Below are 26,559 nucleotides of genomic sequence, written 5' to 3'. Positions count from 1 at the left end.
ACACAAGGCAAATGTGGGAGCTGGCTTGCCTGCGATGAGGGCCTGACAGTCGACATCTCTGTCGCCTGACACTGCGCTATCGCAGGCAAGCCAGCTCCCACATTTTTAACTGTGCTCGCTCACCTTCAGTCGATGAAGGTCACGACACCGCCAGCCAGGGACTTGACCCGCGCCAGCGACTCAACCCGGTAACCCTGGGCATCCAGCTCGGCACGCCCGCCCTGGAACGACTTCTCGATCACGATCCCCAGGCCTGCCACGGTGGCGCCAGCCTGCTTGATGATCGAAATCAGTGCCTGGGACGCCTTGCCGTTGGCCAGGAAGTCATCGATCACCAGCACGCGGTCGCTGCTGGTCAGGTGGCGCGGGGAAATTGCCACAGTGCTTTCGACTTTCTTGGTGAAGGAATACACCGTCGCCGACAGCAGGTTTTCCGTCAGGGTCAGGGACTGCTGCTTACGGGCGAAGATCACCGGCACGCCCAGGTTCAGGCCGGTCATGATCGCCGGCGCGATGCCAGAGGCTTCGATAGTGACGATCTTGGTGATCCCCGAGTCCTTGAACAGCGCGGCGAATTCGTCGCCGATCAGCTTCATCAGCGCCGGGTCGATCTGATGGTTCAGAAAGGCGTCGACCTTGAGTACCTGGTCGGAAAGCACGATGCCTTCTTCGCGAATTTTCTTGTGCAGTGCTTCCACAAAAGCTTCCTCTGGTGGCGCAAGGGGCGCCGAAAGTAGATTAAAAAGTAGTCGATTCTAGCGCTTTAGCATCGCGCGTATATCCGCCAGGGCGGTGTTGCCGCGTACCGCCTTGACTTCAGTTGGGGTGTCGTCGTTGCCTTCCCAGGCCAGATCGTCCGGTGGCAGCTCATCGAGGAACCGGCTCGGGGCGCAGTCGATGATCTCGCCGTACTGCTTGCGCTTGGCCGCAAAGGTGAAGGCCAGGGTCTGACGCGCGCGGGTAATACCCACGTAGGCCAGGCGCCGTTCTTCTTCGATGGTGTCGGCTTCGATGCTGGAACGGTGTGGGAGGATTTCCTCTTCCATGCCCATGATGAACACGTAGGGGAATTCCAGGCCCTTGGACGCATGCAAGGTCATCATCTGCACACCTTCGGCGCCATCCTCTTCTTCCTGCTGGCGCTCGAGCATGTCGCGCAGCACCAGCTTGCCGATGGCGTCCTCGACGGTCATTTCACCGTCTTCGTCTTTTTCCAGGGTGTTCTTCAACGCCTCGATCAGGAACCAGACGTTGCCCATGCGGTAGTCCGCCGCCTTGTCGCTGGAACTGTTGGTGCGCAGCCAGTTTTCATAGTCGATATCCATGACCATGCTGCGCAGGGCGCTGATCGGGTCTTCGCCGGCGCATTGCTCGCGCACCTTGTCCATAAAGCGCTTGAAGCGCGACAGGCGATCGGTGAAGCGCGTGTCCAGGTGCTCGCCCAGGCCGATTTCATCGGTGGCGGCGTACATCGAGATCTTGCGTTCGGTGGCGTAGTTACCGAGCTTTTCCAGGGTGGTGGAGCCGATTTCCCGGCGTGGCACGTTGATCACGCGCAGGAAGGCGTTGTCGTCGTCCGGGTTCACGATCAGCCGGAAGTAGGCCATCAGATCCTTTACCTCCTGGCGTCCGAAAAAGCTGTTGCCGCCTGACAATCGATAAGGAATCTGGTGGTGCTGCAACTTCAGCTCGATCAGCTTGGCCTGGTAGTTGCCGCGATACAGGATGGCGAAGTCGCTGTAGGGGCGGTCGGTGCGCAGGTGCAAGGTCAGCAGTTCGACGGCCACGCGCTCGGCTTCGGCGTCTTCGTTGCGACAGCGGATCACGCGGATCTCGTCGCCGTGGCCCATCTCGCTCCACAGTTGTTTTTCAAACTCGTGGGGGTTGTTGGAGATCAGCACGTTGGCGCAACGCAGGATGCGACTGGTGGAGCGGTAGTTCTGCTCCAGCATCACCACTTTCAGGGACGGGTAGTCGTCCTTGAGCAGCATCAGGTTTTCCGGGCGCGCTCCGCGCCAGGCGTAGATCGACTGGTCATCGTCGCCGACCACGGTGAACTGGTTGCGCGTGCCGATCAGCAGCTTCACCAGCAGGTATTGGCTGGCGTTGGTGTCCTGGTATTCGTCCACCAGCAGGTAGCGCACCTTGTTCTGCCACTTTTCCAGGATGTCCTTGTGTTCCTGGAACAGTTTCACCGGCAGCAGGATCAGGTCGTCGAAGTCCACCGCGTTGAACGCCTTGAGCGTGCGCTGGTAGTGGGTATAGACAATGGCGGCGGTCTGTTCCTTGGGGTTGCGCGCGTTTTCCAGGGCTTCGGCGGGCAGGATCAGGTCGTTTTTCCACGAGCCGATCATGTTCTTGATCTCGTCTACGCCGTCGTCGCCGGCATATTCCTTCTGCATGATGTCGGTCATCAGGGACTTGACGTCGGTCTCGTCGAAGATCGAGAAGCCCGGCTTGTAGCCCAGCCGCACATGCTCCTTGCGGATGATGTTCAGCCCCAGGTTGTGGAAGGTACACACGGTGAGGCCACGGCCTTCGCCACCCTTGAGCAGGGTGCCGACGCGCTCTTTCATTTCCCGCGCCGCCTTGTTGGTAAAGGTCATGGCGACGATGTACTGGGCACGGATGCCACAGTTCTGGATCAAGTGCGCGATCTTGCGGGTGATCACGCTGGTCTTGCCGGAGCCAGCACCGGCGAGCACCAATAGAGGGCCGCCGACGTAGTTCACGGCTTCTTGCTGCCGGGGATTGAGTCGGGACATACAGGGTTTTGGGAGTCTTTGAGCGAAAAGGGCGGGCATTTTAACAGGCTGGCAAGATTCTGCCGCCTCTGAACGACAGTGTGACGTACCACTCGATCTAAATTTGCCGGTTTTGTTACTTTGCCGCAGGATGTGCGGGGTTTTTGGGTCTATTGTTCGATCTAGAGCCGCACAGCACGTATTTGATAACCAATATCATTGGTCATTATCAGGCTGCACGTCATAATGCCCGCCGCCAACGAAATTTTGCAAAGTCTAGGGAGCTAGCTTGTCTACGCCTGTCGAACCCTTGCGTTTGCTGCTACTGGCCGATGAGCCTGCGTGGGCAGCGTTGTTGCGCGAGTGCCTGACGCCGATGGGCGATGGGGCTGTGCTGATCAGTGCGCCAAACTGGGAGTCGGTGAGCAGCCTGTTCGACGACGACCGCACGGCTGTATTGCTGACCACCCCCAGCCTGCAACCCGGCCCTGGCCGCTGTAGCCTGCCCACCGTGTTGCTGCTGGAGCAGGAACCGCTGGTTGCGCCATTGGGCGCCAGCGACTGGTTGATCCGTGGTGCGTTTGACGTGGATACGCTGCGCCGCTGCCTGCGCCACGTGCGCGAGCGCGGCGTGCTGGAAAATACCCTGCAACGCCTGGCCGAACAGGATCCGCTGACCGGCATCGCCAACCGTCAGGGCTTCCAGACCTTGCTGGCCGCGCGCCTTGCCGAAAACGACGGGCGTGGCCTGGCCCTCGGCCACCTGGACCTGGACAACTTCCGCCACGCCAACGATGCCCTCGGTCACCAGGCGGGCGACCGGCTGATCCTGCAAGTGGTCTCGCGGCTCAAGAGCCAACTGGAAGTCGGCGACCAACTGGCACGCCTGGGCAGTGACGAATTCGCCTTGCTGATCGACACCCGCCGTGCGCCGCAGCGCGCCGAGTGGATGGCCGAGCGCATCACCGAGGCCATGGCGGAACCTTATTGGGTCGATGGCGAGAGCCTGCTGATCGGTTGCAGCCTGGGTGTGGCCCATGCCCGCGCCAAGGCCGGCGCCGACCCGTTGATGTGGCACGCGCATATCGCCATGCAGCAGGCCAAGAGCACCCAGGGCTGCACCTTTCATATCTTTAATGAACGCATCAACCGCAACGCCCGCAGCCTCGCCGACCTGGAAAGCGAACTGCGCCGGGCGCTGCGCCGTGACGAATTGGAACTGCATTACCAGCCGCGTCTGGACCTGGACGATGGGCATATCGTCGGCCTCGAAGCCCTGGTGCGCTGGCGCCATGGTGAGCGCGGGTTGTTGCCGCCTAGCGAGTTCGTGCCGCTGGCCGAGCAGAGCGGCCTGATCGTGCCGTTGGGCTACTGGGTGATTTCCCGAGCCCTGCGCGATATGCAGGACCTGCGCGAACGCGGCCTGCCGCCGCTGCACATGGCGGTCAACCTGTCGTTCCGTCAGTTCCAGGACAGCCAGTTGCTGTCGACCTTGAGCCGCTTGATTGCCGAGCGCGGGGTGGAGGCGCAGTGGTTGGAGTTCGAGCTGACCGAAACCGCCGTGATGCGCCGCAGCGACCTGGTCAAGCAGACCATGGATGCCCTGGGCCGCCTGGGGGTGCGTTTCTCCCTGGATGACTTTGGCACTGGTTTCTCGTCCTTCGTACACCTCAACAGCCTGCCGATTGCCTTGCTCAAGATCGACAAGAGCTTTGTCGGCGGCATGGAAGAACGCGAGGAAAACCGCAAGCTGGTGCATGCCATGATCAACCTGGCCCACAACCTCAACCTGGAAGTGGTGGCCGAAGGCGTGGAAACCCCCGAGCAACTGGCGTTGTTGCGCTTGTTTGGGTGCGACCAGGCCCAGGGTTACCTGATCAGCAAGCCGTTGCCGCTGGCGGAATTGGTGGAATACCTGACGTTTGGCAGCAGCCAGCAGGCGTTGTTGGGTGAAGTGATCTAGGCCGGTGCGGTCAAACCAATCATTGTAGGAGCTGGCTTGCCAGCGATAGCAGTCTGTCGGTCAACGATACTGTGACTGATACATCGCCATCGCTGGCAAGCCAGCTCCTACAGTGAACGCGTACCTTCTTCAGTTTGTCTGGGCAATCATCCGCCTCATCTTTCTTTCAAACGCCCACGTCAGGGTAATCGCCGCGCAGGCCAGCCCCAGCGCCAACCCCCACCACACCCCGGTCGGCCCCCACCCCAGGGTAAACGCCATCAGCCAGGCCGCCGGTGCGCCAATCAACCAGTAACAGCCCAGGCCGACGAGGAAGGTCGTCTTGGCATCCTTCAGCCCGCGGATGCAGCCCATGGCGATAGTCTGCACACCGTCGAACAACTCGAACCACGCCGCCACGGCCAACAGGCTCACCGCCAGGCTGATCACCTGGGCGAAGGCCGGGTCGTCATGGTCGAGGAACAGGCCGATCAGCGGGTCTGAAAACAGCCAGAACACCATGGCAAACCCCAGCATCACCGTCGCGCCGAAGGCGATACCCACACGCCCGGCGAGCCGTGCGCCGAGCAGGTGCCCGCCGCCGTAATGCAAGCCGATGCGCATGGTGACCGCATAGGACATGCCCGCCGGGACCATGAACGCCACCGAGACGATTTGCAGGGCAATCTGGTGGGCCGCCAACTGCGTACTGCCCATGGTGCCCATGCACAGCGCCGCGAAGGCGAACAAGCCGACTTCCACTGCATAGGTGCCGCCAATCGGCAGGCCCAGGCGCCACAGCTCGCGCAAGTAATGCAGGTTGGGCTGCAACAGGCCCTTGCCCAATGGGTAGGCGGCGTAGGCGCGGTTGTATTTGATGTACCACAACAGCGCCAGGGCCATGCAGTTGGCGACAATCGCCGTGACCAGGCCGATGCCCATCAGGCCCAGTTTGGGCAGGCCGAACATGCCTTCGATCAATGCATGGTTGAGCAGGTAGTTGATCACCGTGCCGCACAGGCTGATCACCATCACCGGGGTGGCTTTGCCGATGGCGCTGGTGAAGCCGCGCAGGGCCATGAATGTCAGGTAGCCGGGCAGGGCAAACGGCAGGATCATCAGGAACTGGCCGGCCGACTGCACGTTGGTCTCGGTCTGGCCGAACATCAGCAGCACCGGCTTGAGGTTCCACAGCAGCAGGCCCGCCACCAAGGCCATCAGCCAGGCCAGCCACAGGCCGGCCTGGGTCAGGCGGGTAGCGCCTTCGATATCACCGGCGCCCTGGCGAATGGCGACCAGGGTGCCCACGGCGGCAATCACGCCGATGCAAAAGATCGACACGAACGAATAGCTCGCCGCGCCGAGCCCACCGCCGGCCAGGGCTTCGGGGCTCAGGCGGGCCATCATCAGGGTGTCGGTCAGCACCATCAGCATGTGCGCCAGCTGTGAGGCAATCAACGGCCCTGACAGCCGCAGAATGGCCCAGAGTTCGGTACGCGCCGGATGCTGCATGATCATCACGCTCAATATTTGCACAAAGGGTAGAAGGGTTGATTTTCGACGCTCTCAGCGCTTTTCACAAAGGGATAAATGCGATCATTGGCATGATTAAAACTCATGCCAGGATGATTCTGGTAGGGTTTGCGGATCGTGCCGTCGGAGTTTTCCTCATGTCTCGTCGCCTTCCTCCGCTGTATGCCTTGCGTGCATTTGAAGCCGCCTCACGGCACAACTCCTTCACCCGTGCCGCCGAAGAACTGTCCATCACCCAAAGTGCGGTCAGCCGGCATATCCGCACCCTGGAGGAGCATTTCGCCTGTCGCCTGTTCCAGCGCAGCGGGCGCACCTTGCAGCTCACCGAATCGGCGCGCTTGCTGCTGCCGGGCGTGCGCGAGGGCTTCGCCGCCCTGGAGCGCGCCTGCCATACCTTGAATGCCGAAGATGACATCCTGCGCATGAAGGCCCCGTCGACCCTGACCATGCGCTGGTTGCTGGCACGCCTGAGTCGGTTCCGGCACTTGCAGCCGGGCAACGAGGTGCAGTTGACCAGTGCGTGGATGAGCATCGATGAGGTGGATTTCAACCAGGAGCCGTTCGACTGCGCGGTCCTACTGAGCGATGGGCACTTTCCCACAGATTGGGAGGCCAGTTACCTGTTCCCCGAACTGCTGATCCCGGTGGGCGCGCCGAACCTGCTCAACGATGGCCCCTGGGATGTGGAGCGCCTGGCCGGCGCTGAACTGCTGCACCCCACGCCGGACCGGCGTGATTGGCGCCGTTGGTTGCAACGCACCGGCCTGGCCTCTCGTGTCGCCATCAAGGGTGGGCAGGTGTTCGATACGCTGGAGTTGGGCATGATTGCCGCCGCTCGGGGCTATGGCGTGTCCATGGGGGATTTGCTGATGGTTGCCGAAGATGTGGCGCAGGGGCGCTTGAGCCTGCCCTGGCCTACTGCGGTGGCCAGCGGCGAAAGTTACTACCTGGTCTGGCCCAAGACCCGCCCCGGCGGCGAGCGCCTGCGCAGGCTCTCGGACTTCCTGCAAAGTGAGGTCCGGGCCATGACACTGCCGCCAGTGGAGCAGCTCGACTGAATCGATGCAGCGCGCGCAAACAATGCGTTTGAGTGATACCCCTGTAATTTGCTCAAGTATTGATCCAGGCCGCCGAAGTAGGTGTGTCGGAGCCGCCATTAGTTGCGGCTCAGCGTGCCCCCCAATCCAAGAAATTCGCCGATTAGCGCTATGAGATCAGGACGATCCGGGCCTCGGCCAGGAGCTGTCATGTCTCAACCCCGCGCCCGCATCGCTTCGCAGCTGGGCATTGCCTTGGCGGTCATATTGGCTGTCGTGATCAGCGCCAGCACCCTATTTGCCCTGCGCTCCCTGGATTCGGCCAACCTGCAAACCCGCGAAGAACACCTGGCCAGCGAAGCGCGCTTGCTCGCCGACCAACTCAATACCTTCCACAGCACCCTGCGCGAGAGCACCGAGCGTTTGAGCGGGTTGTTTGAGCAGCGCTTCGCCGCCGGGTTGCGCGTGCATCCCGAGCAGAAAGTGAACGTGGCCGGGGTACAGACCCCGAGCCTGTACCTGGGCGACCAGGTGTTGAACAACAACTTCGACGAGGTTGATGAGTTCAAGCAGATGTCCGGTGGCGTGGCTACGGTGTTCGTGCGCAGTGGCGAAGACTTTGTCCGCATCAGCACCTCCCTGACCAAACAGGACGGCAACCGTGCGATCGGCACCGTGCTGGATCGCCAGGGCCCGGCCTACCAGCGCCTGCTTGCCGGGCAGAGCTACATTGGCCGTGCGGTTCTGTTCGAGCGCTCCTACATGACCCAATACAGCCCGGTGCGCGATGCCAGCGGCCAGGTGATTGCGGTGTTGTTTATCGGTTTTGACTACACCGATGCGCAGAACGCCCAGTTCGCCAACCTCAAGCGTTTTCGCATTGGCCAGACCGGCTCGCTGGCGCTGCTGGACGAGCAAAAGCACTGGCTGGTGCCGCCCGCTGGTGTGCAGGCCCCGGAGCAGGCGGTTGCGCCGATCCTGGAGCTGGCGCAAAAGCCCGGCCAGGGGCGTTTCTGGAGTGACCAGGGCGAGGACTTCTACAGCGTTGCGGTGCCGTTTGACGGCGGCCCGTGGTCGGTGGTGGCGACCATGCCCAAGGCCGAGATCCGCGCGGTGACCTGGGCCGTGGGTATCCGCCTGGTAATCGGCAGCGTGCTGGCGATGCTGTTGGCCGTGGGCGCGGCGGTCTGGCTGCTGCGCAGCAAACTCCAGCCCCTGGGTGACCTGGTGCGCCAGGCCGAAGCCCTGGGCGCCGGTGATTTGAGTGCGCGGCTGAATGTGTCCAGCCATGACGAGATCGGTCAACTGGCGCGCAGTTTCAACCAGATGGGTGAAGCCCTGTCGACCATGGTCTCCCACATCCGCGAGGCGGCCGAAGAGGTCAACAGCCGCGCCCAGGCGCTGTCGGGTCTGTCGGGCGGGGCCTATGAGGGCATGGAGCAGCAGTCCGGCGAGATCACCAGCATGGCCGGCGCGGTGGAAGAGTTCAGCGCCACCTCGTTGAACATTGCCGACAACATGGGCAATACCGAGCGCCTGGCCCAGGAAAATGCCCAGCAGACCCGCATCGGTCGCAACTCGATGCAGGAGGCGTCGTCGTCCCTGGAACATATCGCCACGGCACTCAACAGCACGGCCACGGTGATCAATACCCTGGGCCAACGCTCCCAGGAAATCGGCGGCATCGTCGGCGTGATCACCTCGATTGCCGATCAGACCAACCTGCTGGCGCTCAACGCCGCCATCGAGGCGGCGCGGGCCGGGGAGCAGGGGCGTGGGTTTGCCGTGGTCGCCGATGAAGTGCGCAACCTAGCCTCACGCACCCGCCAGGCCACCGATGAAATTTCCGGAATGATCCAGAGCATCCAGCAGGAAACCGGCAACGCCATCAGCACCATGGAGCAGGGCAATGTGCTGATGCAGGAAGGCCTGTCGCGCAACGCCGACGTGGCCTCGGCTCTGGCGCGCATCGACGAACAAAGCCGTTCGGCGGGGCAGCAGTTCGCCGCGATTACCACCGCGACCCAGGAGCAAAGCAGCACCGCGACTTTGCTCAGCAGCAACCTGCAGAGCATTGCCCTGGCCAACAGTGAGCAGCGGGAAGTGGTGTCGAACCTTGCGATCACTGCCCGGGAGCTGGAGACGTTGGCGGCGGGGTTGCGGCAGGAGGTGGATCGGTTTCGACAAGGCTGATCAATCCCCGAGCCCCGGGTCCACCCGTTTGCCGATGTCCTTGAGTCGCGCCAGTTGATCAACCATCCCTGGCGCTTCGTCGAGACTGCTGACGAAGGTCCACAGGTACGTCATCACCGCATAGACATGACCGGCCTTGACCGCTGGCGACAAGGCCAGTTGGCTGATCGCTACGATGAACAGTAGCGCTGCCAGCGTGCCGAGAAACAGGTAGGCGGCGGCTTCGCGGTCCGACAGCCAGATACGCAGGCGTGACAGCAACTGGTAATGGCGTCGCAATGTCTGGGCGCCCACCTTTTCCACCAGGCCAATTTCTTTCTCCAGGCGGTTATTCAACCGTTCGTGCAACTGCTCGTTACGGCGGGCAAATCGCGGTAGCAGGATGATGCAAAGCAGCAATGCCGCAAAGCAGGCCAGGCCCACCCAAGGTTCAATCACCAGCAGCATCGCAGCTGCGCCAACGATGGAGACCAAGGCCGTTGCGATCACGGGCACATGTTTTTCGAAAAAATCGACAAAGTCCCGCGCCAGCACCACCCGTGCGGCTGCCTTGGACGTGCTGTGGTTCTGCAGACGCTGATTGAGAATCACAGGTACGGCAAGATCGGCGTAGATCCGCGTGAAAGTGCGGGTATCCAACGCCCGGCGTGCGGCGCCGACCACCCAGAACGCCATCACCACGGCCGCATAGAACAGCGCACTGCCGGCATCGCCGCGCAGGATCGAGTCCACGGCGAAACCGGCAAACAGGGGATAGGCCAGCAGCAACGCGTTCTCCAGCGCAACCAACGACAGCGTGCAGAACAGCTTGCCGGGATAAGCCTTGGCGATTGCCTTGAGGGTTTGGCTGGCCGATTGCTGGCCGATTTTCTTGCTTTCTTCGATCAGGATGTGTGGCGTTGTGGATGGCATGGGTGCACCGAAGGAGTAATAGGCGCTACTATTGAGCGACTGCTCAAGTATCCTTGAGCGATCGCTCAAAAAGCAAGCGCCGCTTATCTGGTGGCGCCCGTAAGGAATTGCCCATGTCGCGTATCGACCGTAAAGACCAGATCATCGCCGCTGCCTTGGAGCTGTTTCGCAGCAAGGGGTTTGCCGATGTATCCACCCGTGACTTGGCCGAACATGCCGGGCTGTCGCGCAGCCATGTCTATCACTACTTCAGCGACTGGAATGAATTGCGCCGCGAAGCCTTTGTGCGCTTTGCGAATGAGCAATTGGATGAAGTGCGCGAGCCCTTGGCCGATGCCCCACCACTGGAGGCGCTCGTAGGATTCTTGAGCGACTGTCTGCCCAGCACCGCCGATGCAGGCTGGGCTCTCTGGCTGGACGCCTGGGACGAGGCCATGCATGACGCGCAAATGGCCAAGGCTTACCTGGTGATCAATGCCCAATGGCAAGGCATGCTTGCCGAGGTGATCGAGCGGGGTGTCGCTGCCGGGGTCTTTCGCTGCAAGTCGCCCCAACGCGCTGCACGGCAGCTCTTCGCCCTGGCGATGGGCTACGCCGATGACCTGATGCTCAAGCCTTCCGCCGAGTCGGCAGAAGCGGTACTGGGTGAGGTGCTGGAAGTGGCGAGGCTGCTGCTGGATTTTTCCTGAACGCTGCTAGCCAACTGATGCCGGCCGGTACTGCAATGCCTCCGCCAAGTGATGGCGAGCGATGCCTTCCACTTGCTCAAGGTCTGCCAGGGTACGCGCGACCTTGAGCAGTCGGTGGGCTGCGCGCAGCGATAACGTCAGCCGCTCGCAAGCGCTCTCCAGCCAGCTTTCATCGGCGTTTACCAGTGCGCAGTGCTCGCGTAATCCCGCCAGGTCGAGGAAGGCATTCGCGCAACCCTGGCGCCCTTGCTGGCGCTCCCGGGCCTCGGCCACTTGGGCGGATGCCTTCGCCGTGTCATCACCGACCTTTTGGGAGGGGTTCAGCACGGTGGTTTCACGTGCCACGGTCAGGTGCAAATCAATCCGGTCCAGCAACGGCCCGGAGAGTTTGTTGCGGTAGCGCTGGATCTGCTCCGGCGTACACCGGCAACGTCCACTGGGCTCACCCATGTAACCGCAAGGGCAGGGGTTCATCGCCGCCACCAGTTGAAAGCGTGCCGGGAAGCTGACGCGGTCGCGTGCCCGGGAAATCACGATATGTCCCGATTCCAGCGGTTCGCGCAGCACCTCCAGCACCTTGCGATCAAATTCCGGCAGCTCATCGAGAAACAACACCCCGTGATGGGCCAGGGTGATTTCCCCAGGCTGCGGTTTCGAGCCGCCGCCCACCAGCGCCGGCCCGGACGCGGAATGGTGCGGCTGGCGAAAGGGCCGATGAGGCCAGTGGCTCAACGGCGCCAGGCTGACCACTGATTGGATCGCCGCCACTTCCAGCGCCTCCTGTTCGCTCAAGGGCGGTAGCAGGCCGGGCAGGCGGCTGGCAAGCAAGGTCTTGCCGGTGCCGGGTGGCCCGCTGAACAGCAAGTTGTGGGCACCCGCTGCCGCAATCAGCAGTGCGCGCTTGGCGGCCAGTTGGCCCTGCACCTCGCTCAGGTCCGGGTAAGGTTTGTTCAGGTACAGCAATCCGTCGGACGTGTAAGGCTCGATCGGCACCAGCCCATTCAGGTGCGCCACCACTTGCAGCAGATGATCCACCGCAATCACCTTCAACCCGCCGGCCAGGCACGCCTCCTCGGCATTGGCCCTGGGCACGATCACGCTGCGCCCGGCCTTGCGTGCGGCCAATGCGGCTGGCAACACACCTTTGACGGCACGCACTTCGCCAGACAGGGCCAGTTCGCCGAGGCACTCCACGCCATCCAACGCCTGTGCCGGCACCTGTACGCTGGCCGCGAGAATCCCCAGGGCAATCGCCAGATCAAAACGCCCGCCGTCCTTGGGCAGGTCGGCGGGCGCCAGGTTAAGGGTGATGCGGCGCGCGGGGTATTGCAGCGCACTGTTGAGAATGGCGCTGCGCACGCGGTCTTTGCTTTCCTTGACCGCAGTCTCCGGCAAGCCCACCAGGGTCAGGGACGGCAAGCCATTGGCCATATGCACTTCGACCGTGACGGCGGGGGCTTCGACGCCGATCTGGGCGCGGCTGTGGACGATGGCGAGGGACATGTTCGTTCCTTGAAGGGAGGGCCGCTTTGCGGTTTTTCAAGGGTAGACGAGAGAGGGGGAGGCGCCTTGCGCAGGTTTTACTGAACGTATCCGGGCGTTGAAATTGCAGGAGCCGGCTTGGTGTGTCAGGTAGACAGCCATCGCCGGCAAGCCGGCTCCTACAGGGGGCAGGGTGGTTATTCCTGGGGTGGATTCAACCGTGCTTCCAACTCTGCCACCTTCGCCTCCAGGCTCTCCAGGCGTGCTCGGGTGCGGGCCAGGACTACCATCTGGCTGTCGAATTCTTCCCGGCTGACCAGGTCCAGTTTGCTGAACCCGCTTTGCAGCAGTGCCTTGAACTGGCTTTCGATTTCATTGCGAGGCAGCGGGGTCTCGCCGCTGAACAGGCGAGAGGCGTGGCCGCTCAGGGCGTCGAGGAGGTCTTTGGGCGCGAGCATGGGAAACATTCCGGAAAACAGTTGGCCGGCAGTGTATCACGCAGCGCCTATAGTCTTTTCCCAGTGCTCTGCGCACGCTTTTCGCGCATTGGCCCGAATGCGGACGCACTGTTTTTGTGCGTATGTGGGCTGCTACAACGGCCCATCGCTCGGTGTGAGCGGGCAACGGATTGATTTCAGTGATTTTTACGGAGCTGGCAAGGTTTCTGCTTAGACGATCATGACCCATGCACTGATGCAGTCGCTGTGACGAATGCAGTGCGCTGACGGACCAGGGTACATGTTTCGTCACCAACGGTTAGCTGGCGTCGCCAAGGCAATTGCCGAGGCGACGATGCGTTACAAAGCCAGGCACTGCGCTTAGACTTGAGACGGGTTTGTTTTCCTGGGGCAAGTCCACCAATTCGGGAGAGAGTTTTCATGAAGCTAGTCACTGCCATCATCAAGCCGTTCAAGTTGGACGATGTACGCGAGTCACTGTCCGAGATCGGCGTGCAGGGCATTACCGTCACTGAGGTCAAAGGCTTCGGTCGGCAGAAGGGTCATACCGAGCTGTATCGCGGCGCGGAATACGTAGTCGATTTCCTGCCGAAGGTGAAGATTGATGTCGCCATTGACGACAAGGATCTTGATCGGGTTATCGAGGCGATAACCAAGGCGGCCAACACCGGCAAGATCGGCGACGGCAAGATCTTCGTGGTCAATCTGGAACAGGCTATTCGCATCCGTACCGGCGAAACCGATACCGACGCAATCTAAGCCGCCAAACCCCAACGCCCCAGGAGAAAACAATATGACTCTGCGTAAATTCGCAGGGCTAGGAGCCCTGTTGTCCATCGTAATGCCCAGCCTGGCCATGGCGGCAGACGAAGTGGCGGCTCCAGTCCTCAATTCCGGCGACACTGCCTGGATGCTGACAGCCACCGCACTGGTGCTGTTCATGACCATCCCTGGCCTGGCGCTGTTCTACGGCGGCATGGTCCGCTCCAAAAACATTCTTTCTGTGATGATGCAGTGCTTCGCCATTACCGGTCTGATCAGCATCCTGTGGGTCGTCTACGGCTACAGCATTGCGTTCGACACCACGGGCATGGAGCAAGGCGTCGTCAACTTCAACTCGTTCTTCGGCGGCATGGGCAAGGCGTTCCTGGCGGGTGTCACACCGTCCAGCATCACTGGGCCTGCAGCGCTGTTCCCGGAAGCGGTGTTCATCACCTTCCAGATGACCTTCGCGATCATCACCCCGGCGCTGATCGTCGGTGCGTTTGCCGAGCGTATGAAGTTCTCCGCCATGCTGCTGTTCATGGCCATCTGGTTCACCCTGGTCTATGCGCCGATCGCGCACATGGTCTGGAGCGGCAACGGCGGCCTGATGTGGGACTGGGGCGTGCTGGACTTCGCTGGCGGCACCGTGGTGCACATCAACGCCGGTGTGGCTGGCCTGGTGGCGTGCATCGTGCTCGGCAAGCGTAAAGGCTACCCGACTACGCCGATGGCCCCGCATAACCTGGGCTACACCCTGATCGGCGCGGCGATGCTGTGGATCGGTTGGTTCGGCTTCAACGCCGGCTCCGCTGCTGCGGCCAACGGCACGGCGGGCATGGCGATGCTGGTGACCCAGATCGCTACCGCGGCTGCGGCACTGGGCTGGATGTTCGCCGAGTGGATCACCCACGGCAAACCAAGCGCCCTGGGCATCGCCTCGGGTGTGGTCGCCGGCCTGGTGGCCGTTACTCCGGCCGCCGGTACCGTGGGCCCAATGGGCGCCCTGGTGATCGGCCTGGCGTCTGGCGTGATCTGCTTCTTCTGCGCCACCAGCCTCAAGCGCAAGCTGGGCTACGATGACTCCCTGGATGCCTTCGGCGTGCACGGTGTTGGCGGGATTGTCGGGGCGATCCTCACCGGTGTATTCGCGGCGCCGATCCTGGGTGGCTTCGGCACGGTGACCGATATTGCCGCGCAGGTCTGGATCCAGGCCAAGGGCGTAGGCTTTACCGTGATCTACACCGGTATCGTGACCTTTGTGATTCTCAAGGTGCTGGACTTGACCATCGGCCTGCGTGTGACCGAAGAGGAAGAGGCCGTTGGCCTGGACCTGGCGGAACACAACGAACGTGGCTACAACTTGTAAGAACCTATGAAAAAAACATGCCCGGCTTGCCGGGCATTTTTTTGTCTGGTATTTGCCTGTGGTGAAAGCGTGTGAGAATTTTTGTGTCGAGTTTGTGATCGGATCCACACGGTACTTTTCAGTGTGCGAATGTCTTACAGGCATGTAGGCGTATTCGGCACTTTGTTTTTTCCCAGAGCGCGCTAGAATGCGCGCCGATGGGCGCAGAACTGTATACATCGGCAGACCCTGATTACCCTGCGGGCCAAGCCCCGGGTCATTTCAAGGGCAGCCTTTCGGCTCGCCAACTGAGTTTGCAGGTCACGGCCGGCCATTTGGCAATGGGCACATGGCAAGGCGTTTATCTGGGCGAGTAGCGTGATCATGGCGGTGCTCGTAACGTCCTCGGCACCTTGCACGGTGACGGGGCATAAGCCACTGGTTATCCGGTGGACGTTGATTTTTTTCCGGCAGCCTTCGACAGATGGTGAAGCTGGGCTATAACTAATCTGCTTTTCGCAAGTCATGAGGTAGAACATGAGCGACGATGATCTGGAAAACGACGACCTCGAAGTAGGTGACGACGAAACCGAAGAAGGTCTTGAGGCGGCTGCCGAAGACGTAGCTGACGACGACGGCGGCGATGACGCGCCGGCCCCGACCGCCAAGGGCAAGGCCAAGGCTGCTGTGTCGGTTGATGAGTTGCCGAGCGTTGAAGCCAAGAACAAAGAGCGCGATGCGCTGGCCCGCGCGATGGAAGAATTCCTCGCCAAGGGCGGCAAAGTGCAGGAAGTCGAGGCCAACGTGGTGGCAGATCCACCGAAGAAGCCGGACAACAAGTACGGCAGTCGGCCTATCTGAGGCCGGTTACTTGCTTGCTGAAAAAGCCCGCCGTCGCTGCGGGCTTTTTCATGCCTGAGACAAATGGCCAGTGCCGCAAACCCATGTGGGAGCTGGCTTGTCGGGTCGCGTTATTTCCAGCTGTGGAGCAGCGAAGGCAGCTCGCTCAAGCTGCGAATCTGCGCATCCGGCAATTTCTCGCCTTCCCAAACCTTGCCCGCCGGGTTGAACCACACCGCCCGTAACCCCGCCTGCTGCGCCCCGGCGATGTCGTCGCCCGGATGGTCGCCAATATGTACCGCCGCACTGGCATCCACCCCACCTTGCTGCAACGCTTCCTGAAACAAGCGCGCATCCGGCTTGGCGATGCCGATATCTTCGGCCCTCAGGGCAAAGTGGAAGTAATCCGCCAGGCCCACGCGCTGGACATCGGCATTGCCATTGGTGATCACCCCCAGCAGGAAGTGCTGGCGCAGGGCTTGCAGCATCGGCTCAGTTTCCGGGAAGACCGTGAGCTGGTGCCGCGCATGAATAAACGCTTCAAAACACACATCGGCCATTTCCGTGGCCTGCGGCTGTGGATAACCGGCCTCTTCAAAGGCGTGCATCAGCACCCGGTGGCGCAGGATGCTGATCCGGTGCTTGAGTTCGGGATGACGTTGCAGTACGTGCTGGCGCAGGCTGGCGAAATGCTCCAGGGGCAGGTCGCCGACCTTGGACGCATGGGTCGCCAGCCAGTGGCGCATCGACGCTTCGGCGCTGATGATGACGGGGACGTTGTCCCACAGGGTATCGTCCAGATCGAAGGTGATTAGCTTGATGCTCATGAGTCGCCGCCTTTAACGCGTTTGGCCCGTGGATGGGCGCTGTCGTACACCGTCGCCAGGTGCTGGAAGTCCAGGTGGGTGTAGATCTGTGTGGTCTTGATATCCGAGTGGCCGAGCAGTTCCTGCACGGCGCGCAAGTCTTGTGATGACTCCAGCAGGTGACTGGCAAAGGAGTGGCGCAGCATGTGCGGATGCAGGTTCTGCCCCAGTTCCCGCTCGCCGGCGGCCTTGACCCGCAGCTGAATGGCCCGTGGCCCGAGGCGTCGGCCTTGCTGGCTGACAAACACCGCATCGTCCGGCGGGTTGGCCAGGGCTCGTAGGGGCAGCCATACCAGCAGGGCGTCGCGGGCTTTTTTGCCAATGGGCAGCACGCGGGTCTTGCTGCCTTTGCCGTGCACTTGCACCAGGCCATCGGCCAGGTCCAACTGCTCGAGGTTGAGGCTGGTCAGCTCCGACAGCCGCAGGCCCGAGGAATAGAACAGCTCCAGGATCGCCTGGTCGCGGTGCGCCAGGAAGTCATCCTCGACCGCGCCATCGAGCAATTGCAGGGTGCGGTCGGCATCCAGGGTTTTGGGCAGGCGGCGCTCACCCTTGGGCGGTGCCAGGCCGTTGGCCGGGTCGTGATCGCACAGGCCTTCGCGGTTGAGGTAGTGATACAGGCCACGCACCGCTGACAGCAGGCGCGCCAGGCTGCGGGAGGATTGGCCTTGCTGGTGCAGGCGCGCAACCAGGCTGCGCAGGCCCTGGATATCGAGGGCCTTCCAACTGCCGATCTGTTGTTTCTGGCAGAACGCCAGGACCTTGTTCAAGTCCCGCCGGTAGGCTTCCAGCGTATGGGGAGACACCTGGCGCTCGCTGCGCAGGTGAGCGCAGTAGGCGTCCAGTTGTCGTTCCATGGCTAGCGCACCGCGCGCAGGGCGCTGGTGAAGCGTGGCAGGCTGCGGCTCAACACTTCGGCAATGTAGGTCAAGAACAGCGTGCCCACGGTGCTTTTGTAGTGCTGCGGATCACGGCTGGCGATGGCCAGGACACCGTGCAAGCCTTGATGGCTGAGGGCGACCACGGCAGTCGAGCCGATCTGCACGCGCTGGTCTTCGCCAAACAGGAAGTCCAGCTCATGCTCGCGCAGGGTGCCGCTGATGGTCTTGCCTTCCGACAACAGGCCGCCGATGGCGGTCTGTGCGTCGCTGCCCTTGACCCAGCGCCCGACCGGCATCGGGTTGTCACTGAACAGGATCAGGCTGACAAACGGCACCTGGAAGTCCTGGCGCAGGCTGTCTTCGACGGCAATGGTCAGGTCTTCCAGGCTGGCGGCATCCAGCAGCGCCAGGATCAAGCGGCGGGTCTTGTCGAACAGGCGGTCGTTGTCGCGGGCCACGTCCATCAACTGTGAGAGCCGATGGCGCATTTCGATATTGCGCTCGCGCAGGATCTTCATCTGCCGCTCCACCAGCGACACGGTATCGCCGCGCTGGTGAGGGATGCGCAGGGCCGGCAGCAGCTCGTCGTGTTCGACGAAGAAGTCCGGGTTAGCCTCCAGGTAAGCGGCGACAGCCGCTGCCTCCAGGCTTTCGCAAGGGGATCCTTCGGGCTGCTTGGCGGGTGCCTGGGGCTTATCGGTCATTAGCGAGTCGCTCTCATAGACGGACCTGTCCTTCGTATACACGGGATGCCGGGCCGGTCATCTTCACCGGTTGGCCTGGGCCTGCCCATTCGATGGACAGGCGTCCACCAGGCAGGTCGATCAACAGTGGCGAATCCATCCAGCCCTGGCTGATCGCCGCCACGGCGGCGGCGCAAGCACCGGTGCCACAAGCCTGGGTTTCCCCGGCGCCGCGTTCCCAGACCCGCAACTGCGCGCGGGAGCGGTCGATGACCTGCAGGAAGCCGACGTTGACCCGTGCCGGAAAACGTGGGTGATGTTCGATCTTCGGGCCCAACTCATGCACTGGCGCATTGTTGATGTCGTTGACCCGCAGCACTGCATGGGGGTTGCCCATGGACACGGCGGCCACCTCGACCACGGTACCGTCGACATCCAGCGGATAGCTCAACGCCTGGGCATCAGCCACGAACGGAATATCGGCCGGTACCAGGCGCGGGGCGCCCATGTCGACGCTGATCTGGCCGTCGCTGCGGATATCCAGCTCGATAATGCCGCTTTTGGTCTCGACGCGAATCTGCCGTTTGGCGGTCAGGCGCTTGTCCAGCACGAACCGCGCGAAGCAGCGCGCACCGTTGCCGCATTGCTCCACTTCGGAACCGTCGGAGTTGAAGATCCGGTAACGGAAATCCACCTCCGGGTTGCTCGGCGCTTCGACGAGCAGCAGTTGGTCGAAGCCGATGCCGGTATGGCGGTCGCCCCACAGTTTGGCGTGCTTGGGCAGGATATGCGCGTGCTGGCTGACCAGGTCAAGGACCATGAAGTCATTGCCCAGCCCGTGCATCTTGGTAAAACGCAGCAGCATGGCTTACTCCGGCAGCAGGCTTTCGCCAGCAAACAACTCGGCTACCGTCTCGCGGCGACGCACTTCAAACGCTTGATCACCGTCCACCAACACTTCGGCGGTACGCCCGCGGGTGTTGTAGTTGGAACTCATGACAAACCCATAGGCACCGGCCGAATGCACGGCCAGCAGATCGCCTTCTGCCAGGGCCAGTTCACGGTCCTTGGCCAGGAAGTCACTGGTCTCGCAAATCGGGCCGACGATGTCATAGGTGTGCGGCGCGCTGTCGCGCGGGCGCACGGCGCTGACATCCATCCAGGCCTGGTACAGGGCCGGGCGGATCAGGTCGTTCATCGCCGCATCGACGATGGCGAAATCCTTGTGTTCGGTGTGCTTGAGGTACTCGACCTGGGTCAGCAGTACGCCCGCATTGGCAACGATGTAGCGGCCCGGCTCGAATATCAGCTTCAGGTCGCGGCCTTCGGTGCGCTCGCGTACGGCCTTGACGTAGTCGGCCACCAGCGGCGGCTCTTCGTCGCGATAACGCACGCCCACGCCACCACCCAGATCAATGTGGTGCAGGTAGATGCCGCACTCGCCGAGGCGATCGATCAGCGCCAGCAGGCGGTCGAGGGCATCGAGGAACGGTGGCAGGCTGGTCAGTTGCGAGCCGATATGGCAGTCCACGCCCAGCACTTCCAGGTTCGGCAGTTGGGCGGCGCGGATGTACACGTCTTCGGCGTCGGCAATGGCGATGCCGAACTTGTTCTCTTTGAGACCGGTGGAAATGTACGGGTGCGTGCCGGCATCCACGTCCGGGTTGACGCGCAGGGAAATCGGCGCACGCACGCCCATCTCGGCGGCCACCACTTGCAGGCGCTCCAGCTCGTCGGTGGACTCGACGTTGAAGCAATGCACGCCGATTTCCAGGGCGCGGCGCATGTCTTCGCGGGTCTTGCCGACACCGGAGAACACGATTTTGTCAGCCTTGCCGCCCGCGGCCAGTACACGCTCCAGCTCGCCACGGGACACGATGTCAAAACCAGCGCCCAGGCGCGCCAGGACATTGAGTACACCCAGGTTGGAGTTGGCTTTTACTGCATAGCACACCAGGCTTGGCGTACCCTCCAGTGCATCGGCAAAGGTGCGGTATTGCGCTTCGATATGCGCTCGCGAGTACACATAGGTCGGGGTACCGAAGCGTTCGGCAATCGCGGACAGCGCCACGTCTTCCGCGAACAGCTCGCCGTCCCGGTAGTTAAAAGCGTCCATGAAATTCCCTTAGTAGGTGTCGTGCTTGTGCGCTTTGGATTGCGACGTTTGCGCCTGTTCATTCGGGTCTTTGCTGTCATCGGGCAGGTACAGCGGGCCTTTTTGACCACAGGCACTGACGAGGCAAGCGACCGCGACGAGCGCAGCAAGGGAAGAGATCAGGCGCTTCATGGCTAAATCCTTGAATATGCATTAATTGCGCCCGAGTATACCGACCACCCGCCAGCTTGCCTATGCGCCGGGACACCCGTCCGGCGGGGCTTTGCCGAGTATGTCGTGATGTGGCCTACATCCCGTCGGGATAATTCGCACGGCTGGTGGGAATGAAATCGGTATCCTTTGCAATCATCATGGCGCCTCCGTATCGTGCGGCGCTTGAGCGTGAGTAGACACTTTTTGAGGTTCCCACCATGAGTTTGACCGAAGCCCGCTTTCACGACCTGGTCGATGCGACCCAGCAAGCGCTGGAGGATATTTTCGACGAGAGTGGCCTGGACGTGGATCTGGAAAATTCTGCAGGCGTGTTGACCGTCAAGTTTGAGAACGGCAGCCAATTGATCTTCAGCCGCCAGGAGCCGCTGCGCCAGCTGTGGCTGGCCGCGCGTTCCGGAGGGTTTCACTTCGACTACGACGAAGAAGAAAAACGCTGGTCGAACGACACCAGTGACGAGCTGTTGAGCGAAATGCTTGCACGCATCACCCTGGAACAAGCCGGCGTCGAGCTGGACTTCGACGAGATCTGATCGTGACCCAGCCCGCGCCCGTCCGCCCGCCCAAGCCGCTGTTCAGCAATGTCAGCCCGGCTGTGCCGTCACCTTGTATCAGTTTGTGTCGGCTGGATGAGCAAAAAGTCTGCCTTGGCTGCTTCCGGCATGTGGAAGACATCCGGGAATGGCGCTCCGCCGACGATCAGCGGCGCCGCGTGATCGTCGCCCAGGCCGAGCAACGCAAGGCTGGCGCCTGACCTTCAGGCCGGCCCATCTTGTTTATTTGGTGTGCTGTGGTAGTGTCCGGGTATACCTCAACTCATCGAGGTCCGTGAGAACCCCGCCGTTTATTGGCGGGGTTTTGCTTTTTTGTGCAGAAAAAAAGGAGTCTGCCGCAATCATGACTGCACCTTCCATCATCCTCACCCGTCTCGATGTGCAACGTCTTGAGCAACTGATCGACCGTATGGACGACAAACTGCCAGGCGTCATCGCCCTGCAAGCCGAACTTGACCGCGCCGAAGAGGTGGTTGGCCACGATGAAGTGCCTGCCGGTGTCGTGACCATGAACTCCAGCGTGCATTGCCGTGAGCAAAGCAGCGGCAAGGACTATCACCTGACCCTGGTCTACCCCAAGGACGCGAATGCCGACGAAGGCAAGATCTCGATCCTGGCCCCGGTGGGCAGTGCGTTGCTGGGCCTGCAAGTCGGCCAGCATATCGATTGGCCTGCTCCGGGCGGCAAGACCCTCAAGCTTGAGCTGCTGAGTGTCGAAGGCCAGCCGAAGGACGGCGGCGCATTCGCGCTCTAAACCTCATTCAAGGCCTGGTTGAGCGCCTGCTCCAACTCGGCTTTGTAGCGCAGGTACAGATTGCTTGGGCTTTGAACATCACCGAGTAGGCCGGATAGGTCCAAATCGGTGATGTAGCAACGATAGCGCTCGGTTTCCCGGCGCTGCCCGACGATCTCCTGGGCGACCACAGCAAACAGTTGGTCGCCAAACTCCAGTTCGCAAAACTCCCGCTGATTGCAGTACAGGGTAATCCCCACCTGGCCTGGCGCGCCCTTGCCGATAATCGCCTGCACGTCGTAGAACGGTTTGTTGGCCGGAGTCTGCGGCGCAGGCCGTGGCTCGACCCGACGGGTACGGCCGCCTGCCGATGGCAGCAGTTGGTAATACAGCGTCTGCACCGCCCCCAGTGGCTGCTGCGGGTCCAGCGGTGACAGCGCGTCCCGTCGATAAATGATCGATTGCAGAAAGCGCTGCAAAGGCGCGAGCAAGCTCTGCTCATCATGAAACGGCAGGCGCTGTTGCCAGAGGGCGTTGAACTCGTCGAGTACGTACAGCTCGGCGAAGCCGTCGTTGATGCGGTAGAACACCTGCACACAATCGGCCTGGCCCATGGGCAGCAGTGCTGCCAGGTCGTGGTCTTCCAGGGCCATGGCATCCAGGTGCAACGGGCTGTAGCTGGCCAGCTCCTCGCTGAGGTAGTCCACCAGCGCCTGCTGGCTGGGCAATGACACGTGATTGGCTTGCCCCGGTGCCAGCTCCATGACGTGATAGTGCTGTTGTACCTGGATCAGATAGCGGTGGTTGAGCTGGCTGAGCATCAGGTTTTGCGCGGTATCGAAAATCTCTTCGACCCGCTGGGCAATGAACTGCGCACGGTTGTGACAGAAACAACGCACCCGCAGCCGCGGCAATCGGTCATGCGGTAACTGATTCAGGTAATCGCGCAGGCAATCGAGCAGGGCGTGGGGCCCCTCGTAGCGGCTGACCATCACCTCGTTCCAGCTGTTGAGCGTCACCTGGTCCAGGGTCAGCACCAGGTTTTCCCTGACGCCGGCGTAACTCAGGGAGTCGGTGCGCTCGGTGGTCATCAGGATATTCAAGTCACGGTGATGCTTGAGGGGGTCGACGCCGACGTTGATCAGCAACAGCACCTCCTCGGGTATCGCCGTACGCAGCAGGCGTTCTTCATCGACCGTGGCCAGGGGCAGGGCGACAGTCTGTTGCAGGCTGCCCAGCAGGTTGAACAGCTCGAATTCGCTCAAGTCGCTGGTGCCGGGGTGCAGGGCCAGGCGTGTGCTGCTGTCGATCACGCCGTTGCGATGGCACCAGGTGAGCATCTCCAGCAGGTCGCGGCTGCGTTTGATCGGCGCAAAGTGCTCCCATTCCAGGGCGGTCAGGCTGCCGTTGTACAGGCCCCAGTGAAACTGACCCGGCTCCTTGCGATTGGGCGAATGAACCAGGGTGAGGGTGTCTTCGGCCAGGTCCGGAGCAATCCCTGGGTTGATGAACTCGACCTTGCCGGCCTTGCGTTCGAAGGCCGCGTACAGGCGCCGGCCCAGCACATTGAGGTCGCGCTTGTTGATCAGGCTCACGGTCTGTTCGGTGCGGGCGAACTGGGTCAGGAAGCGATAACTGTAATTGAGCTCATTGACCAGGGCCCGGCGCTCGGACGCGACCTGGCGCACTTTCCACTGGCTGCGGCTGTCGAGCAGGGCCAGTTGCCGCTGGTCCCAGCCCCATTCATTGGCCAGGCGCTCCAGCAGTGCGCGCTGCCAACCGATGGTGCGCTGGCCGGTGGTGAGCTTGCGGTTGACCTTCAGGTACAGGCTGCGCCGCACCAGTTCCAGGCGTTCGGGTTCGTTGCGGCTGCGCAGGTATTCCTCGATGCGGCGGTAGACCACGATATACGGGTCCAGCTCATCCAGATCCAACTGGTTGGCGAACACTGCGCGTTTGAAACGCAGGCTCAGGCACTGCACCTTGGGGTGTTCGCTGGCATACACCTCGGTCAGCAACAGCTTGAGCACCGACTTATAGGGTGACTCGATGCCCTTGAACAGTTGCCACAGGCCGGCGCCGATGAATTCCCCAGGTGGAATATGGGCCAGGTGCCCGAGGTCGAGGGTTTCGTCGGCGCGGATAAAACGTTTGGAAATCAGCGTGTGGGTAAATTCGGCGTAGCGCGCTTCTTCGTAGACCGGTACCAGCCACCAGATCGGCGTGCGCCCGGCCAGCCAGATGGCGGTGCGGTAGAACTCGTCGAGCAACAGATAGTGCTGGCTGGTGCCACAGTCATCCGAACTGAGCTGGGTATCGCGACCGCCCTGTGCAAAGCGGCTCGGTTCGATCAGGAAAAAATGCGCTTCGGCGCCCATGCCCAGGGCCCAGGCTTCCAGCAGTTGGCATTTTTTGCGCAGCTCGCCCAGCTCGGCCTCGCTCAGGTCGGCGGCGTGGCACACCCACACGTCCATATCGCTCTGGTCAGCCTGGGCCAACGTGCCGAGGCTGCCCATCAGGAACAGGCCGTGGATCGGGGTGGGCGGGTTGCCGTGGCGTGGCTTGTAGGAAAACGAGCGGGTCAGGCGCTGGGCTTCGGCCAGGACCTGGGCATCCGGTTCAAAATTCGCCAAGCCGGCCGGCGTACTGCCCGAGACATAGCCCGGCAGCAGCGGGTGATTGACGTGGAAAAACAGCGGCAGCAGCGCCAGCACGCTTTGCTGGCGCGGCGTCAGGCCTTCGACGGCGCGGGCCATGCGGCCGGCATTGAGGGTCAGGAAACGCGAGCGCAGTTGGGCCAGTACCTTGCGGTCAATGCCTTCATCCAAGTCAGGGCGGATTTCATGGGTACTGGTCATGTCGAACTCAACGGCTCGCAGGGCCCGGCGTGGGCAGCCGTGTAGGAGTTTACAGACAGAATCGTAGGAGGTTTAAGGGGAATTTGTTTTTGACGTCAGAATTTTATCGTGCACACGGGAATGCCCGCGGAATCCGTGAACAGAGGATCCCGTGGGCGATACGGTGGATCAGGCGGCTTCTTTGGTGGTAGCGGTAGTCAGAATCGTCAGCAATGTTTGCGCTTGTTCTGCCGCGTCGCGGCCCAGGCTGGTCAGGTAGCCGCCATCTGGCTGGTCGATCAGTTTTTTCTCGAACAGGCGTTTGGCAGCAGCAATGGCAGTGGGAGCGGCGGTCTGATGGACTTTCAGGCCTTCCTGGATATTGCCCAGGTTAAAAAGTGCAAGGATTTCCAGTTCGGCAACCAACTCAGGGGTATACGACATAAGGACTCCAGACGTTCTAGGAATTGTCAGACGCTAGCAGCCCCTAAGGTGAACGTACTTGGGCGAACTGTCCAGTGCGATATGGGCACAGGGGAGGCAAGCCGCACTCCTGTAGGAGCCAGCTTGCCGGCGATGGCGGTTCCAGGGGCCTACTGGTTTTCCGGCGGCAGCTCTGGCAGTGCGCGCAGGGCGGTTTCATACCAGTCGGTGTTGAACGGCCGGTCTTCTTCCAGCATCGCGTCGATTTCCACGGCCAGCACATGGGCCATCAGGTTCAGGATGTCTTCGCGCTCGTAACCCACCAGGGTCAGCTTGTTGAACGTGGCCTTGGCCGCGGGCGGGTTGTCGCTTTCGATCTGGTTTTCGATCGCTTGGGTCAGGGTGGACTCGGCGAACTCTTCGTCGTCGTTGTCGATATCGGTTGGCTCGCTCATGGCTGCCTCCTGTCAGGAAAGGGCGCCAGTCTACCTCCATTCAGCCAGGTGATGCTGCTGGTCAGGCGGCGCATCACGTTCTATAACCTACCCAGCCAACCCCCTGCACGGCCTGGAGGCTTTGTGATGCTCAAGCTCTACGGATTTTCGGTCAGTAACTACTACAACATGGTCAAGCTGGCGCTCCTGGAAAAAGGCCTGCCCTTCGAGGAAGTGGCTTTTTATGCCGGGCAAACCCCTGAAGCCCTGGTGGTGAGCCCGCGCGGCAAGGTGCCGGTGCTGAAGGTCGAGAGAGGTTTTATCAACGAAACCAGCGTGATTCTCGAATACCTCGAACAGACCCAGTCGGGCCCGGCCCTGCTGCCAGGCGATGCATTCCAGCGCGCCCAAGTGTTGGCGCTGTGCCGGGAAATCGAGTTGTACATCGAACTGCCGGCCCGCGCTTGTTATGGCGAGGCGTTCTTTGGCATGACGGTACCGCAGGCGATCAAGGACAAGGCCAAGGCCGAGTTGCTGTTGGGGATTGCGTCGCTGGGCCGGCACGGCAAGTTCGCGCCGTATGTGGCGGGGGAGAGTTTTACGCTTGCCGATCTGTATTTTATGTACAGCGTGGACTTGGCGTGTGCGGTCGGTGGGAAGCTGTTTGGCCTGGATCTGCTGGCTGAGTTGCCGAAGGCCAAGGCCTTGCTGAAGAAGCTGCAAGACCTGCCCAACGCCCAGCGAGTGGCGGCGGACAAGGAGGCGGCGATGCCAGCCTTCATGGCGATGGTCGCGGCGAAGAAGTCATAAATGTGGGAGCGGGCTTGTGTGGGAGCTGGGCTTGCCCGCGATGCAGGCACCTCGGTGTGTCAGTGACACTAA

General features: G+C 61.7%; 26 protein-coding genes and 1 pseudogene. 12 read left to right on the top strand and 15 right to left on the bottom strand.

The genetic code is table 11. From position 1 onward, the window contains the following. Positions 1 to 125: 125 nt before the first annotated feature. On the bottom strand, positions 126 to 698 hold the full coding sequence (locus tag ACO77H_RS27085) for a xanthine phosphoribosyltransferase (protein WP_029289761.1): 573 nt from the start codon (positions 696 to 698) through the stop codon (positions 126 to 128). 57 nt (positions 699 to 755) lie between these two features. Beyond that, entirely contained in the window at positions 756 to 2,765 is a 2,010-nt protein-coding gene (gene rep, locus ACO77H_RS27080; protein WP_169955398.1) for a DNA helicase Rep, read from the bottom strand. Between the two features lie 268 nt (positions 2,766 to 3,033). On the opposite strand from rep, the gene ACO77H_RS27075 reads away from it, so the two are divergent. Then, positions 3,034 to 4,707, top strand: coding sequence for a putative bifunctional diguanylate cyclase/phosphodiesterase (locus tag ACO77H_RS27075; RefSeq protein ID WP_170042074.1), 1,674 nt, complete (start codon positions 3,034 to 3,036; stop codon positions 4,705 to 4,707). 129 nt (positions 4,708 to 4,836) lie between these two features. Here ACO77H_RS27075 and ACO77H_RS27070 read toward each other — a convergent pair whose 3' ends face one another. Continuing rightward, entirely contained in the window at positions 4,837 to 6,204 is a 1,368-nt protein-coding gene (locus ACO77H_RS27070) for a NorM family multidrug efflux MATE transporter (RefSeq protein ID WP_172313745.1), read from the bottom strand. Positions 6,205 to 6,356: 152 nt separating this feature from the next. Between ACO77H_RS27070 and ACO77H_RS27065 the strand changes: the two genes are divergently transcribed. Then, the gene (locus tag ACO77H_RS27065; protein WP_170042075.1) at positions 6,357 to 7,277 is read left to right on the top strand and encodes a LysR substrate-binding domain-containing protein; all 921 of its coding nucleotides are present in this window, start codon (positions 6,357 to 6,359) and stop codon (positions 7,275 to 7,277) included. A 189-nt stretch (positions 7,278 to 7,466) separates the two neighbouring features. Continuing rightward, positions 7,467 to 9,449, top strand: a complete 1,983-nt coding sequence (locus ACO77H_RS27060) for a methyl-accepting chemotaxis protein (RefSeq protein WP_432754781.1) — start codon at positions 7,467 to 7,469, stop codon at positions 9,447 to 9,449. Here ACO77H_RS27060 and ACO77H_RS27055 read toward each other — a convergent pair whose 3' ends face one another. After that, positions 9,450 to 10,361 carry an ABC transporter six-transmembrane domain-containing protein gene (locus ACO77H_RS27055; RefSeq protein ID WP_432754780.1) on the bottom strand — a complete coding sequence of 304 codons (912 nt, stop codon included), beginning with the start codon at positions 10,359 to 10,361 and terminating at the stop codon, positions 9,450 to 9,452. It lies immediately after the preceding gene. 113 nt (positions 10,362 to 10,474) lie between these two features. Here ACO77H_RS27055 and ACO77H_RS27050 point away from each other — a divergent pair, with 113 nt between their 5' ends. Then, positions 10,475 to 11,050: a TetR/AcrR family transcriptional regulator gene (locus ACO77H_RS27050; RefSeq protein ID WP_169955392.1), complete on the top strand. Its 576-nt coding sequence runs from the start codon at positions 10,475 to 10,477 to the stop codon at positions 11,048 to 11,050. 6 nt (positions 11,051 to 11,056) lie between these two features. Here the strand turns inward: ACO77H_RS27050 and ACO77H_RS27045 are convergent, their stop codons facing one another. Then, the gene (locus ACO77H_RS27045) at positions 11,057 to 12,553 is read right to left on the bottom strand and encodes a YifB family Mg chelatase-like AAA ATPase (RefSeq protein WP_432754779.1); all 1,497 of its coding nucleotides are present in this window, start codon (positions 12,551 to 12,553) and stop codon (positions 11,057 to 11,059) included. 176 nt (positions 12,554 to 12,729) lie between these two features. Continuing rightward, positions 12,730 to 12,990: an accessory factor UbiK family protein gene (locus ACO77H_RS27040; RefSeq protein WP_057444205.1), complete on the bottom strand. Its 261-nt coding sequence runs from the start codon at positions 12,988 to 12,990 to the stop codon at positions 12,730 to 12,732. A gap of 420 nt (positions 12,991 to 13,410) precedes the next feature. On the opposite strand from ACO77H_RS27040, the gene glnK reads away from it, so the two are divergent. From glnK to sutA, 4 genes and pseudogenes are all read left to right on the top strand, one after another. Continuing rightward, positions 13,411 to 13,749, top strand: coding sequence for a P-II family nitrogen regulator (glnK, locus tag ACO77H_RS27035; RefSeq protein ID WP_002555808.1), 339 nt, complete (start codon positions 13,411 to 13,413; stop codon positions 13,747 to 13,749). Between the two features lie 34 nt (positions 13,750 to 13,783). After that, positions 13,784 to 15,121, top strand: a complete 1,338-nt coding sequence (locus ACO77H_RS27030; protein WP_029289659.1) for an ammonium transporter — start codon at positions 13,784 to 13,786, stop codon at positions 15,119 to 15,121. A 251-nt stretch (positions 15,122 to 15,372) separates the two neighbouring features. After that, a pseudogene (locus ACO77H_RS27025) lies at positions 15,373 to 15,477 on the top strand (YjbQ family protein); the annotation flags it as partial. Positions 15,478 to 15,637: 160 nt separating this feature from the next. Further along, positions 15,638 to 15,961, top strand: a complete 324-nt coding sequence (gene sutA, locus ACO77H_RS27020) for a transcriptional regulator SutA (protein ID WP_169955390.1) — start codon at positions 15,638 to 15,640, stop codon at positions 15,959 to 15,961. Positions 15,962 to 16,071: 110 nt separating this feature from the next. Here the strand turns inward: sutA and ACO77H_RS27015 are convergent, their stop codons facing one another. Genes ACO77H_RS27015 through lptM form a run of 6 tightly spaced genes read right to left on the bottom strand, consistent with a single transcriptional unit; the run spans position 16,072 to position 20,657 of the window. Then, entirely contained in the window at positions 16,072 to 16,767 is a 696-nt protein-coding gene (locus ACO77H_RS27015; RefSeq protein WP_432754778.1) for an HAD family hydrolase, read from the bottom strand. Then, on the bottom strand, positions 16,764 to 17,663 hold the full coding sequence (xerC, locus tag ACO77H_RS27010) for a tyrosine recombinase XerC (protein ID WP_170042082.1): 900 nt from the start codon (positions 17,661 to 17,663) through the stop codon (positions 16,764 to 16,766). Before xerC ends, ACO77H_RS27015 begins: the two co-directional genes overlap by 4 nt. 2 nt (positions 17,664 to 17,665) lie before the next feature. Then, positions 17,666 to 18,391, bottom strand: coding sequence for a DUF484 family protein (locus tag ACO77H_RS27005; protein ID WP_169955387.1), 726 nt, complete (start codon positions 18,389 to 18,391; stop codon positions 17,666 to 17,668). 13 nt (positions 18,392 to 18,404) lie between these two features. After that, positions 18,405 to 19,235, bottom strand: a complete 831-nt coding sequence (gene dapF, locus ACO77H_RS27000; protein WP_169955386.1) for a diaminopimelate epimerase — start codon at positions 19,233 to 19,235, stop codon at positions 18,405 to 18,407. A 3-nt stretch (positions 19,236 to 19,238) separates the two neighbouring features. Continuing rightward, entirely contained in the window at positions 19,239 to 20,486 is a 1,248-nt protein-coding gene (lysA, locus tag ACO77H_RS26995) for a diaminopimelate decarboxylase (RefSeq protein ID WP_169955385.1), read from the bottom strand. Positions 20,487 to 20,495: 9 nt separating this feature from the next. Beyond that, positions 20,496 to 20,657, bottom strand: coding sequence for an LPS translocon maturation chaperone LptM (gene lptM, locus ACO77H_RS26990; RefSeq protein WP_038444426.1), 162 nt, complete (start codon positions 20,655 to 20,657; stop codon positions 20,496 to 20,498). 239 nt (positions 20,658 to 20,896) lie between these two features. Between lptM and cyaY the strand changes: the two genes are divergently transcribed. From cyaY to rnk, 3 genes are all read left to right on the top strand, one after another. Then, complete coding sequence (gene cyaY / locus ACO77H_RS26985; RefSeq protein WP_038444425.1) at positions 20,897 to 21,229, top strand: iron donor protein CyaY; 333 nt, start codon at positions 20,897 to 20,899, stop codon at positions 21,227 to 21,229. A 2-nt stretch (positions 21,230 to 21,231) separates the two neighbouring features. Continuing rightward, on the top strand, positions 21,232 to 21,450 hold the full coding sequence (locus tag ACO77H_RS26980; RefSeq protein ID WP_169955384.1) for a DUF1289 domain-containing protein: 219 nt from the start codon (positions 21,232 to 21,234) through the stop codon (positions 21,448 to 21,450). Positions 21,451 to 21,593: 143 nt separating this feature from the next. Beyond that, the gene (rnk, locus tag ACO77H_RS26975) at positions 21,594 to 22,004 is read left to right on the top strand and encodes a nucleoside diphosphate kinase regulator (protein ID WP_169955383.1); all 411 of its coding nucleotides are present in this window, start codon (positions 21,594 to 21,596) and stop codon (positions 22,002 to 22,004) included. Here the strand turns inward: rnk and ACO77H_RS26970 are convergent. The 3 genes from ACO77H_RS26970 to ACO77H_RS26960 form a co-directional block, all read right to left on the bottom strand. Then, positions 22,001 to 24,841, bottom strand: a complete 2,841-nt coding sequence (locus ACO77H_RS26970; protein WP_169955382.1) for a class I adenylate cyclase — start codon at positions 24,839 to 24,841, stop codon at positions 22,001 to 22,003. The genes rnk and ACO77H_RS26970 overlap by 4 nt on opposite strands. A gap of 168 nt (positions 24,842 to 25,009) precedes the next feature. Continuing rightward, a complete protein-coding gene (locus tag ACO77H_RS26965) occupies positions 25,010 to 25,264 on the bottom strand; it encodes a TIGR02647 family protein (RefSeq protein WP_169955381.1) in 255 nt (84 codons plus the stop codon). Between the two features lie 149 nt (positions 25,265 to 25,413). Beyond that, positions 25,414 to 25,698 carry a hypothetical protein gene (locus tag ACO77H_RS26960; protein ID WP_057440482.1) on the bottom strand — a complete coding sequence of 95 codons (285 nt, stop codon included), beginning with the start codon at positions 25,696 to 25,698 and terminating at the stop codon, positions 25,414 to 25,416. Positions 25,699 to 25,824: 126 nt separating this feature from the next. Between ACO77H_RS26960 and ACO77H_RS26955 the strand changes: the two genes are divergently transcribed. Next, the gene (locus ACO77H_RS26955; RefSeq protein ID WP_170042084.1) at positions 25,825 to 26,487 is read left to right on the top strand and encodes a glutathione S-transferase family protein; all 663 of its coding nucleotides are present in this window, start codon (positions 25,825 to 25,827) and stop codon (positions 26,485 to 26,487) included. The last annotated feature ends 72 nt before the right edge of the window (positions 26,488 to 26,559 follow it).

It is taken from the genome of Pseudomonas sp. WMBT8 (genome assembly GCF_050916005.1).
Taxonomy (GTDB): domain Bacteria; phylum Pseudomonadota; class Gammaproteobacteria; order Pseudomonadales; family Pseudomonadaceae; genus Aquipseudomonas.
Note: the sequence above shows the minus strand (reverse complement) of the source record. Positions and strands in the feature narration are given on the sequence as shown.

What these genes read in the sequence shown, in the direction of transcription:
- rep (WP_169955398.1), bottom strand. Translation starts at nt 2,765, where the DNA reads ATGTCCCGACTCAATCCCCGGCAGCAAGAAGCCGTGAACTACGTCGGC.
- ACO77H_RS27070 (WP_172313745.1), bottom strand. Translation starts at nt 6,204, where the DNA reads ATGATCATGCAGCATCCGGCGCGTACCGAACTCTGGGCCATTCTGCGG.
- ACO77H_RS27065 (WP_170042075.1), top strand. Translation starts at nt 6,357, where the DNA reads ATGTCTCGTCGCCTTCCTCCGCTGTATGCCTTGCGTGCATTTGAAGCC.
- ACO77H_RS27060 (WP_432754781.1), top strand. Translation starts at nt 7,467, where the DNA reads ATGTCTCAACCCCGCGCCCGCATCGCTTCGCAGCTGGGCATTGCCTTG.
- ACO77H_RS27055 (WP_432754780.1), bottom strand. Translation starts at nt 10,361, where the DNA reads ATGCCATCCACAACGCCACACATCCTGATCGAAGAAAGCAAGAAAATC.
- ACO77H_RS27050 (WP_169955392.1), top strand. Translation starts at nt 10,475, where the DNA reads ATGTCGCGTATCGACCGTAAAGACCAGATCATCGCCGCTGCCTTGGAG.
- ACO77H_RS27045 (WP_432754779.1), bottom strand. Translation starts at nt 12,553, where the DNA reads ATGTCCCTCGCCATCGTCCACAGCCGCGCCCAGATCGGCGTCGAAGCC.
- ACO77H_RS27040 (WP_057444205.1), bottom strand. Translation starts at nt 12,990, where the DNA reads ATGCTCGCGCCCAAAGACCTCCTCGACGCCCTGAGCGGCCACGCCTCT.
- glnK (WP_002555808.1), top strand. Translation starts at nt 13,411, where the DNA reads ATGAAGCTAGTCACTGCCATCATCAAGCCGTTCAAGTTGGACGATGTA.
- ACO77H_RS27030 (WP_029289659.1), top strand. Translation starts at nt 13,784, where the DNA reads ATGACTCTGCGTAAATTCGCAGGGCTAGGAGCCCTGTTGTCCATCGTA.
- sutA (WP_169955390.1), top strand. Translation starts at nt 15,638, where the DNA reads ATGAGCGACGATGATCTGGAAAACGACGACCTCGAAGTAGGTGACGAC.
- ACO77H_RS27015 (WP_432754778.1), bottom strand. Translation starts at nt 16,767, where the DNA reads ATGAGCATCAAGCTAATCACCTTCGATCTGGACGATACCCTGTGGGAC.
- xerC (WP_170042082.1), bottom strand. Translation starts at nt 17,663, where the DNA reads ATGGAACGACAACTGGACGCCTACTGCGCTCACCTGCGCAGCGAGCGC.
- ACO77H_RS27005 (WP_169955387.1), bottom strand. Translation starts at nt 18,391, where the DNA reads ATGACCGATAAGCCCCAGGCACCCGCCAAGCAGCCCGAAGGATCCCCT.
- dapF (WP_169955386.1), bottom strand. Translation starts at nt 19,235, where the DNA reads ATGCTGCTGCGTTTTACCAAGATGCACGGGCTGGGCAATGACTTCATG.
- lysA (WP_169955385.1), bottom strand. Translation starts at nt 20,486, where the DNA reads ATGGACGCTTTTAACTACCGGGACGGCGAGCTGTTCGCGGAAGACGTG.
- lptM (WP_038444426.1), bottom strand. Translation starts at nt 20,657, where the DNA reads ATGAAGCGCCTGATCTCTTCCCTTGCTGCGCTCGTCGCGGTCGCTTGC.
- cyaY (WP_038444425.1), top strand. Translation starts at nt 20,897, where the DNA reads ATGAGTTTGACCGAAGCCCGCTTTCACGACCTGGTCGATGCGACCCAG.
- rnk (WP_169955383.1), top strand. Translation starts at nt 21,594, where the DNA reads ATGACTGCACCTTCCATCATCCTCACCCGTCTCGATGTGCAACGTCTT.
- ACO77H_RS26970 (WP_169955382.1), bottom strand. Translation starts at nt 24,841, where the DNA reads ATGACCAGTACCCATGAAATCCGCCCTGACTTGGATGAAGGCATTGAC.
- ACO77H_RS26965 (WP_169955381.1), bottom strand. Translation starts at nt 25,264, where the DNA reads ATGTCGTATACCCCTGAGTTGGTTGCCGAACTGGAAATCCTTGCACTT.
- ACO77H_RS26960 (WP_057440482.1), bottom strand. Translation starts at nt 25,698, where the DNA reads ATGAGCGAGCCAACCGATATCGACAACGACGACGAAGAGTTCGCCGAG.
- ACO77H_RS26955 (WP_170042084.1), top strand. Translation starts at nt 25,825, where the DNA reads ATGCTCAAGCTCTACGGATTTTCGGTCAGTAACTACTACAACATGGTC.